This window comes from Kitasatospora sp. NPDC056327, assembly GCF_042261735.1.
GTDB lineage: Bacteria > Actinomycetota > Actinomycetes > Streptomycetales > Streptomycetaceae > Kitasatospora.
In genome coordinates this window covers 40,390-50,165 of the sequence record NZ_JBHJRC010000024.1, presented here as the reverse complement: position 1 = coordinate 50,165, position 9,776 = coordinate 40,390, and the positions used below count along the sequence as shown (strand labels likewise).

The window sequence follows — 9,776 nt, the reverse complement described above, 5'->3', positions numbered from 1 at the left end:
CGCTCGCGCGGGCCGGGGCTCGGATGCCGTCGGCGTCTCCCTGCGGGAGGACGCTCAGTCGCCGGACCCGGGGGTCGTCTTGGCGATCTGCATCAGGAACTCGGCGTTGCTCTTGGTCTGCTTCATCTTGTCCAGCAGCAGCTCGATCGCCTGCTGCGAGTCGAGGGCGTGCAGCACCCGGCGCAGCTTCCAGACGATGGCGAGCTCCTCGCTGCCGAGCAGGATCTCCTCCTTGCGGGTGCTGGAGGCGTCCACGTCGACGGCCGGGAAGATGCGCTTGTCCGAGAGCTTCCGGTCGAGCTTGAGCTCCATGTTGCCGGTGCCCTTGAACTCCTCGAAGATCACCTCGTCCATCCGCGAGCCGGTCTCGACCAGCGCGGTGGCCAGGATGGTCAGCGAGCCGCCGTTCTCGATGTTGCGCGCGGCGCCGAAGAACTTCTTCGGCGGGTACAGCGCGGTCGAGTCGACACCACCGGACAGGATGCGGCCGGAGGCGGGCGCCGCCAGGTTGTAGGCACGGCCCAGACGGGTGATCGAGTCCAGCAGGATCACCACGTCGTGGCCCAGCTCCACCAGGCGCTTGGCGCGCTCGATGGCCAGCTCCGCGACGGTGGTGTGGTCCTCCGCCGGGCGGTCGAAGGTCGAGGAGATGACCTCGCCCTTCACCGACCGCTGCATGTCGGTGACCTCTTCCGGACGCTCGTCGACCAGGACGACCATCAGGTGGCACTCGGGGTTGTTGTGGGTGATCGCGTTGGCGACCGCCTGCAGCACCATCGTCTTGCCGGTCTTCGGCGGCGCGACGATCAGACCGCGCTGGCCCTTGCCGATCGGCGACACCAGGTCGATGATCCGGGTGGTCAGCACGCCCGGGTCGGTCTCCAGGCGCAGCCGCTCCTGCGGGTAGAGCGGGGTCAGCTTGTTGAACTCGGGACGGCCGCGGCCGCTCTCCGGGTCCATGCCGTTGACGGAGTCCAGCCGCACCATGGCGTTGAACTTCTCGCGGCGCTCGCCCTCGCGCGGCTGGCGCACCGCACCGGTGATGGCGTCACCCTTGCGCAGGCCGTTCTTGCGGACCTGGGCGAGCGAGACGTAGACGTCGTTCTGGCCCGGCAGGTAGCCGGAGGTGCGCACGAACGCGTAGTTGTCGAGGATGTCGAGGATGCCCGCGACCGGGATCAGGACGTCGTCCTCGCCGATCTGCGGCTCGGTGCCGGTGGTCTCGAAGCCCTCGCGGCGGCCGCGGCCGCGGCGGTCGCGGTAACGGCCCCGGCGGCCGCGGCGGCCGTCACCGTACTCGTCGTCGTCGAAGCCGCCCTGCTGCTGCGCCTGCGGCTGGGCCTGCTGCTGGCCGCCGCTCTGCCGGGCCGGCTGGCCCTCGCCCTGGGCGCCGGCCTGCTGGGGCTGGCGCTCGGTGCGCTCGGTGCGCTCGGGGCGGTCAGCGCGGTCCCGGCGGTTGCGGCGGTCCCGGCGCGACTCGCGGCCGTCGCCGTCCTGGGCCTCGGGGGCCTCCTGGCGGCCCTCGCGCTCGCCGCCCTCGCGGCGGTCGCGGCGCTCCCGGCGGTCGCGGCGGGTGGTCTCGGCGCGGCCCTCCTCGCGGTTCTCGAAGGCGCGGGCGCCCTCGGGACGGGCCTCGGCCTGCTTGGCCTCGGTCACCACGGCGGCGGGCGCCTCGGCAGCGGTCTCGGCGGCCGGGGCGCCGGCGGCCGAGGTGGCCCGACGGCGGGTGCGCTCGGTGCGGGCGGGCGCGGCGGTCTCGGCGGCGGCCTGGACCGGGATCTCGATCTGGGCCTGCGCCTCGGCGGCGGCGGGGGCCTCGGCCCGGGCCGCGGCGGCCTTGGTGGTGCGGCGGGCCGGCTTCTCGGCCGGCTCGGCGGCCTCGGCCTTGGCGGCGCTGCGCTTGGCGGCCGGAGCGGCCGCGGTGCCGGCGAGCAGCGGGTCCCCGCCGCTCTTCTCCTTGATGGTCTCGATCAGCTGGCTCTTGCGCATGCGTCCGGTACCGGTGATGCCAAGGTCCGCGGCGAGCTTCTGCAGCTCCGCCAGGACCATGCCGTCCAGGCCCGCGGCGGCGGTACGGCGGCGCCGCGCCGGGGCCGCGGGGGCGGCGGCTGCGTCCGGCGCCTCGGCGTCCGGGCGCGCGCCCATCAGATCGGTGGTGTCGCTCACTAAGGGTCCTTCCCTGGAGCGGACGTCGGCCTGTCTGGCTCGGCGACCGGTTGTGCTGTCCTGACCAACGCTCGACTGCGTCGGTCCGAGGCGGTGATCCCCCGAATGGCGCTGTGCCAGTCGGGAGAGAGCTACGAGGTGCGGTGCGTGAAGCACGGTGGTGCTGAGTGGCGTGGCGGGACGGTCGTCCACCGACCCTCCCCCGGCCGCCGGCCGGAGGTCGCCCCCACGCTGCCTGCGAATCCCGGGCCCCCGGCGCGTGATGGCGGCCCGTGCTCCGCCCGTCCTGGCCTCAAGGTGGGAGGCCGCGGGTGGGAGTCAGGTGCCGTCACGGCTTCGGGATGCGGCCGCAAGTCGCGCAGGCAGGCTGCGTACGCGCTGCGGTGGGCTCCCGGAGAATCGTCGCCCCGTGCATCGCCGGGACTCCGCTGGTGCGGAGTGCTGGGATCGGGACGCGGCGCACCGGGCCCCGGAGGGCACCTGGTGCAGCAATGAGGTTAACACTACCGACCCCCTCAGACATTCCCCGGCCTTGCCCTTGCCAATCGTGTCCGGGCGGGCCGGGCCGGCGGGCCCGCCCGGGCACCACGGACGGAACGGTCAGACGTCCAGCGGGAGCACGGTGGCGCCGGTCCGGTCGAGTTCGAGCCGGTGGGCGGCGAACACCGGGCCGCCGGTGCCGTGGTCGCCGGCGAAGTCCAGGACCTTCTGCACGCCCGCCTCGTCGGTGAGCGCGAGCACGGTCGGACCGGCCCCGGAGATCACGGCCGGCACGCCCTCGGCGCGCAGGGCGGCCACCAGCGCGGCGCTGTCCGGCATCGCGGAGGCCCGGTAGTCCTGGTGGATCCGGTCCTCGGTGGCGGTCAGCAGCAGCTCCGGCCGCCGGGTCAGCGCCTCGACCAGCAGCGCGGACCGGCCCGCGTTGGCGGCGGCGTCGGCCAGCGGAACGGTTCTCGGCAGCAGGCCCCGGGCGGTCTCGGTGAGCACCTCGACGGCCGGGACGAACACCACCGGGACGACCTCGGCGGACGGCTCCAGGGCGATCGCCCGGGCGGTGTCCTCCTCGGTCCACGCCACGGTGAAGTTGCCGCGCAGACAGGCCGCCACGTTGTCCGGGTGGCCCTCCAGCTCGGAGGCGAGGGCCAGCAGGGCGTCGTCGTCCAGGGCGGTCGGACCGCCGATGGTGACGGCGCGGGCGGCGACGATCCCGGCACAGATCGCGGCGGACGAGGAGCCCAGGCCGCGGCCGTGCGGTATGCGGTTGGCGCAGACCACCTCAAGGCCGCGCGGCTGGCCGCCGAGGCGGTCGAAGGCGGCCCGCATCGAGCGGACCAGCAGGTGGCGCTCGTCGCGGGGCAGCGTGTCGGCACCCTCGCCGGCGATGTCGACGGAGAGCCCGGAGTCGGAGACCCGGACGACCACGTCGTCGTACAGACCCAGCGCGAGTCCGAAGGCGTCGAACCCCGGGCCGAGGTTGGCGCTGGTCGCGGGAACCCGGACCCGGACGGCGGCGGCACGGAACGCAGGACCGGCCATGCGGTGGACTCTCCTGGGGAAATCGGGCGGCGCGAAGCGCGTCGGTGCGAGGGGGTGGGGAGCGGGCCGCGGGCCCCGGCCGGGGCGGACGGTCACAGTCGGTGGTGCGGTCCGCGACGGGACCGGACCCGGGGCATGTGCCACACGGCCGCACCCAGAGTATCGAAGAGAGGTTCCACAGCGGTACACCCCGTGGGGCTTCGATCTGGTGTGTTGCCGCTTCTGGCCGGAATCCATGCCGGAATCGGTTCGGAATACGCGGCGGAATTGACACAAAAGTGTCAGTCGAGAACGCGACCGGGCCGACCCCCGAAAGGGGGGGTCGGCCCGGTCGAGGGGGCGTCAGTCCAGCAGTCCGAGGCGCTCGGCGGCGGCCTCCGGGTCGATCGGGACGATCTGCGGCTGCGGCGCGCCGGCCACCGCCCAGTCCGGGTCCTTCAGGCCGTTGCCGGTCACGGTGCAGACGATCCGCTGGCCGGGGTCGACCAGGCCTGCCTCCGCCTTGGCCAGCAGGCCGGCCACCGAGGCGGCCGAGGCGGGCTCCACGAAGACGCCCTCCTGGGAGGCCAACAGCCGGTAGGCGGAGAGGATCTGACGGTCGGTCACCTTGTCGATCAGGCCACCCGACTCGTCCCGCGCGGCGAGCGCGTAGTCCCAGGAGGCCGGGTTGCCGATCCGGATCGCGGTGGCGATGGTCTGCGGCTTGAGCACCGGGGCGCCGTCGACGATCGGGGCCGAGCCGGAGGCCTGGAAGCCCCACATCCGCGGCGTGCGGGTGGCCAGGCCGTCGGTGGCGTACTCGCGGTAGCCCTTCCAGTACGCGGTGATGTTGCCCGCGTTGCCGACCGGGAGCACGTGGATGTCGGGCGCGTCGCCGAGCATGTCGACGATCTCGAAGGCGGCGGTCTTCTGACCCTCGATGCGGACCGGGTTCACCGAGTTGACCAGCGCCACCGGGTACTTCTCGGACAGTTCACGCGCAAGGGTGAGGCAGTCGTCGAAGTTCCCGTCCACCTGGAGGATCTTCGCGCCGTGCACCAGCGCCTGGCCCATCTTGCCGAGGGCGATCTTGCCCTGCGGGACGAGCACCGCCGACACCATCCCGGCCCGCACCGCGTAGGCGGCGGCCGAGGCCGAGGTGTTGCCGGTGGAGGCGCAGATGACGGCCTGGGCGCCGTCCTCCTTCGCCTTGGAGATGGCCATCGTCATGCCGCGGTCCTTGAAGGACCCGGTCGGGTTGGCGCCCTCGACCTTGAGGTAGACCTCGCAGCCGGTGCGCTCGGAGAGCACCTGGGCGGGGACCAGCGGGGTGCCGCCCTCCAGCAGGGTGACCACGGGGGTCGCCGCGCTGACCGGCAGGCGGTCCCGGTACTCCTCGATCAGGCCCCGCCATTGGTGGGTGTGGGTGCCTCGGGCGGCGTTCTCGGCAACGCTGCTCATCATCTGTTCCTATTCCCCTTCGACCCGCATGATGCTGGCCACGTCGCGCACGCTGTCGAGTGCGCGGAGCTTGTCCACCGTCGCCGACAGCGCGGCGTCGGTGGCGCGGTGGGTGACCACGACGAGCGAGGCGTCGCCGTCGCGGCCCTGCTGGCGCACGGTGTCGATGGAGACGCCGTGCTCGGCGAAGACGGAGGCGACCTGGGCGAGCACGCCCGCGCGGTCGTCGACGTCGAGGCTGACGTGGTAGCGGGTGACGACCTCGTCCATCGGCTTGGCCGGCAGCTGGGTGTAGACCGAGTCACCGGGGCCGGTGGCTCCGGCGAGCTTGTTGCGACAGACCGCGACGAGGTCGCCGAGGACCGCGGAGGCGGTGGGCGCGCCGCCCGCGCCGGGGCCGTAGAACATCAGCCGGCCGGCCGCGGCGGCCTCCACGAACACCGCGTTGTACGCCTCGCGGACCGAGGCCAGCGGGTGCGACAGCGGGATCATCGCCGGGTGGACGCGCGCGGTGACCGACTCGCCGTCGGCCGCCCGCTCGCAGATCGCCAGCAGCTTCACCACGCAGCCCATCGCCTTGGCGGAGGCGATGTCGGCGGCGGTCACCTCGGTGATGCCCTCGCGGTAGACGTCCGCCGCGGTCACCTCGGTGTGGAAGGCGATGCCGGCCAGGATCGCGGCCTTGGCGGCGGCGTCGAAGCCCTCCACGTCCGCGGTCGGGTCGGCCTCGGCGTAGCCGAGCGCGGTGGCCTCCTCCAGCGCCTCCGAGTAACCGGCGCCGGTGGTGTCCATCTTGTCGAGGATGAAGTTGGTGGTGCCGTTGACGATGCCCAGCACCCGGTTGACCCGGTCGCCGGCCAGCGACTCGCGCAGCGGGCGCAGCAGCGGGATCGCGCCGGCCACCGCGGCCTCGTAGTAGAGGTCGACGCCGGCCGCGGCGGCGGCCGCGTGCAGTTCGGTGCCGTCCTTGGCGAGCAGCGCCTTGTTGGCGCTGACCACCGAGGCACCCTGCCGGAAGGCCGACAGGATGAGGTGTTTGGACGGCTCGATGCCGCCCACGACCTCGATCACCACGTCGATGTCGCCCCGGTTGACCAGAGCCTCGGCATCGGTGGTGAGCAGGTGCTCGGGCACGCCCGGGCGGACCCGCCCGGGCCGCCGGACCGCGATGCCGGCGAGCTCGACCGGCGCGCCGATGCGCGCGGCGAGGTCGGCGGCGTCTGTCGTCATGATGCGCGCCACCTCGGAGCCCACCACACCACAGCCCAGCAACGCCACCTTCAGCGGCCGCGTACGCATCATCCGACTCCGCTCTGCATTCATCGTGCTTCGGTCGTTCCGGCGGGATTTTCGGGGGCCCGCCGGACTTTCGGTTCCCACCAGTCTCCGGGACTTTCCGTACGGATCTACGGTCGTTCCATGATCTGAGACGAGGATTTCGTCATCCGATATCCAGACGCAGGAGATCCTCCTCCGTCTCGCGCCGGACGATCACCCGGGCCGCGCTGTCGGCGACGGCGAGCACGGGGGGCTTGAGGGCGTGGTTGTAGTTGCTCGCCATCGAACGGCAGTAGGCGCCGGTGGCGGGCACCGCGATCAGGTCGCCGGGGGCCAGGTCGGCGGGCAGGAAGGCGTCCCGCACGACGATGTCGCCGGACTCGCAGTGCTTGCCGACCACCCTGACCAGCATCGGCTCGGCGCCGCTGGTGCGCGACACCAGGGCCACCGAGTACTCGGCGTCGTACAGCGCGGTGCGGATGTTGTCGGACATCCCGCCGTCCACGCTGACGTAGGTGCGCAGGCCCGCCAGCGCCTTGACGGTGCCGACCTCGTACAGGGTGAACGCGGTCGGGCCGACGATCGCCCGGCCGGGCTCCACGCTCAGCCGGGGGGCGGTCAGGCCCGCGCCGGCGCACTCCCGGCGCACGATCCCGGCCAGCGCGGCGGCGATCTCGGCCGGCTCGCGCGGGTCGTCCTCGCTGGTGTACGCGATGCCGAGGCCGCCGCCGAGGTCGATCTCGGGCAGCTCGACGCCGTGCTCGTCGCGGATCTCCGCCAGCAGGCCGACCACCCGGCGGGCGGCCACCTCGAAGCCGGCGGTGTCGAAGATCTGCGAGCCGATGTGCGAGTGGATGCCGCGCAGTTCGAGGGTCCCGCCGTGCGCCAGCACCCGGCGGACGGCCTCGGCGGCCGCTCCCCCGGTGAGCGAGAGGCCGAACTTCTGGTCCTCGTGCGCGGTGGCGATGAACTCGTGGGTGTGCGCCTCGACGCCGACCGTGATCCGGATCAGCACCGGCTGGCGGACGCCCTGGCGGCCGGCGATCGCCGCGAGCCGCTCGATCTCCTCGAAGGAGTCGACCACGATGTGCCCGACCCCGGTCTTCACCGCGTGTTCCAGCTCGTCCACCGACTTGTTGTTGCCGTGCAGCGCGATCCGCTCCGCCGGCATCCCCGCGGCCAGCGCCACGGCCAGCTCGCCGGGGCTGCACACGTCGAGGTTGAGGCCCTCCTCGTGCAGCCAGCGCACGACCGCCTTGGAGAGGAACGCCTTGCCCGCGTAGAAGACGTCGGCCTCCGTGCCGAACGCCTCGCGCCAGGCCCGGGCCCGGGCCCGGAAGTCGGCCTCGTCCATGACGTACGCCGGGGTGCCGAACTCGGCGGCCAGCCGCTTGACGTCGACGCCGCCGACGGTGACCACGCCCTCCTCGTCACGCGCGACGGTGCGGGACCAGACCTTGGGGTCGAGCGCGTTCAGGTCGCTGGGCGGCGCCTGGTAGTGGCCCTCGGGCAGGACGTCGCCGTGCCGGGGGCCTGCGGGGTGTGCGGAGCGAGACATGTCGTTGGTTTCCTCGACCTATGGCGAGGGGCGGCGACGGTCCGCGTTGACCGTCCGCCGCCCCCGCTGTGCACATGGGGGTGGTGCCTACATCCGCTCGGGCGCCGAGACGCCCAGCAGCGTCAGGCCGTTCGCGATCACCGTGCGTGTCGCGTCGGCGAGCCAGAGCCGGGCGTGCGTGAGGTCGGTGACCTCCTCGTCGCCCTTCGGCAGGATCTGGCAGTTGTCGTAGAAGCGGTGGTACGTGCCCGCCAGCTCCTCCAGGTAGCGCGCGACCCGGTGCGGCTCGCGCAGCTCGCCCGCGGTCGCCAGGACCCGCGGGAACTCGCCGAGCTGGCCGAGCAGGTCGGACTCCCACTCGGTGGCGAGCAGCTCGGGTTTGAAGTCGGCGGAGCGGGTGATGCCCAGCTCGCCGGCCTTGCGCTGCACCGAGCACATCCGGGCGTGCGCGTACTGGACGTAGAAGACCGGGTTCTCGTTGGTCTGGCTGGTCAGCACGTTGATGTCGAGCGTGATGGTGGAGTCGGTGGAGGACCGCGCCAGGGTGTAGCGGGCCGCGTCCACGCCGATCCACTCGACGACGTCGTCGATCGTGATGATGTTGCCGGCCCGCTTGGACATGCGGACCTCCTCGCCGTCGCGCAGCATCTTCACGAACTGGCCGATCCGGACCTCGATGTTGCGGTCCATGTCGTCGCCCGCGCAGGCGGCGATGGCCTTGAGGCGGTTGACGTAGCCGTGGTGGTCCGCGCCCAGCATGTAGACCGACACCTCGGCGCCGCGGTCCCGCTTGGAGAGGTAGTAGGCGGCGTCGGCGGCGAAGTAGGTGGTGTCGCCGTCGGCCTTGACCAGGACGCGGTCCTTGTCGTCGCCGAAGTCGGTGGTGCGCAGCCAGATGGCGCCGTCCTGCTCGAAGACGTGGCCCTGCTCGCGCAGCCGCTCGATGGCCTGCCCGACGGCGCCGGAGTCGTGCAGCGACTTCTCCGAGAACCACACGTCGAAGTGGGTGCCGAACTCGTCCATCGAGCGCTGGATCTCGGCGACCATCAGGCGCAGGCCCTCGGTGCGGAAGACCCGGAGCTGCTCGTCCTCGTCCTTCTCCAGCAGGCCCGGGACGGCGGCGGTGATCGCCTCGGCGATGTCGGCGATGTACTCGCCGACGTAGCCGCCCTCCGGCACCTCGCGGCCGTTCGCGGCGGCCTGCAGCGAGGCGGCGAACTTGGTGATCTGCACGCCGGCGTCGTTGAGGTAGTACTCGGTGGTGACGTCGGCGCCGGAGGCGCGCAGCACCCGGGCCAGCGAGTCGCCGACCGCGGCCCAGCGGACGCCGCCGATGTGGATCGGGCCGGTGGGGTTCGCGGAGACGAACTCCAGGTTGATCTTCAGGCCCTTGAGCGCCTCGTTGCGGCCGTACGCGGCGCCCGCCTCGACGACGGTGCGGGCCAGCTCGCCCTGGGTGGCGGTGTCCAGGGTGATGTTCAGGAAGCCCGGGCCGGCGATGTCGACCCCGGTGACGCCGGTGATCCCGCGCAGGCGGGCGGCCAGGACGTCCGCCACGGCTCGCGGCGGCCGGCCGGCCGGCTTCGCGAGCTGGAGGGCCACGTTCGTCGCGTAGTCGCCGTGGTCCCTGTTCTTGGGCCGCTCGATCGTCACGTGCTCGGGCACGGCGACGGCCAGCTCGCCCGCCTCGACGGCGGCGCTCACTGCGGCCTGGACTGCCTGGGAAAGCTCTGCGGGGGTCACGACGCCAAGCGTAGGCGAGAGGGGGAGGGCGCCCGCCACCCGGTTTGCCGGTTGA

General features: G+C 72.8%; 6 protein-coding genes. All 6 read right to left on the bottom strand.

What is annotated here, in order from left to right:
- Window positions 1–54: 54 nt before the first annotated feature.
- On the bottom strand, window positions 55–2,166 hold the full coding sequence (rho, locus tag ACFCX4_RS06225) for a transcription termination factor Rho (protein WP_376139310.1): 2,112 nt from the start codon (window positions 2,164–2,166) through the stop codon (window positions 55–57).
- Window positions 2,167–2,766: 600 nt separating this feature from the next.
- Window positions 2,767–3,702, bottom strand: coding sequence for a homoserine kinase (thrB, locus tag ACFCX4_RS06220; protein WP_376139309.1), 936 nt, complete (start codon window positions 3,700–3,702; stop codon window positions 2,767–2,769).
- Between the two features lie 342 nt (window positions 3,703–4,044).
- The gene (gene thrC, locus ACFCX4_RS06215) at window positions 4,045–5,142 is read right to left on the bottom strand and encodes a threonine synthase (protein ID WP_376139308.1); all 1,098 of its coding nucleotides are present in this window, start codon (window positions 5,140–5,142) and stop codon (window positions 4,045–4,047) included.
- 9 nt (window positions 5,143–5,151) lie between these two features.
- Window positions 5,152–6,444: a homoserine dehydrogenase gene (locus tag ACFCX4_RS06210; protein WP_376139306.1), complete on the bottom strand. Its 1,293-nt coding sequence runs from the start codon at window positions 6,442–6,444 to the stop codon at window positions 5,152–5,154.
- A gap of 139 nt (window positions 6,445–6,583) precedes the next feature.
- The gene (lysA, locus tag ACFCX4_RS06205; RefSeq protein ID WP_376139305.1) at window positions 6,584–7,978 is read right to left on the bottom strand and encodes a diaminopimelate decarboxylase; all 1,395 of its coding nucleotides are present in this window, start codon (window positions 7,976–7,978) and stop codon (window positions 6,584–6,586) included.
- Between the two features lie 87 nt (window positions 7,979–8,065).
- The gene (gene argS / locus ACFCX4_RS06200; RefSeq protein ID WP_376139304.1) at window positions 8,066–9,721 is read right to left on the bottom strand and encodes an arginine--tRNA ligase; all 1,656 of its coding nucleotides are present in this window, start codon (window positions 9,719–9,721) and stop codon (window positions 8,066–8,068) included.
- Window positions 9,722–9,776 lie beyond the last annotated feature (55 nt).

Coding starts and splice junctions, on each gene's coding strand:
- thrB (WP_376139309.1), bottom strand. CDS start 3,702: ATGGCCGGTCCTGCGTTCCGTGCCGCCGCCGTCCGGGTCCGGGTTCCC.
- thrC (WP_376139308.1), bottom strand. CDS start 5,142: ATGAGCAGCGTTGCCGAGAACGCCGCCCGAGGCACCCACACCCACCAA.
- ACFCX4_RS06210 (WP_376139306.1), bottom strand. CDS start 6,444: ATGATGCGTACGCGGCCGCTGAAGGTGGCGTTGCTGGGCTGTGGTGTG.
- lysA (WP_376139305.1), bottom strand. CDS start 7,978: ATGTCTCGCTCCGCACACCCCGCAGGCCCCCGGCACGGCGACGTCCTG.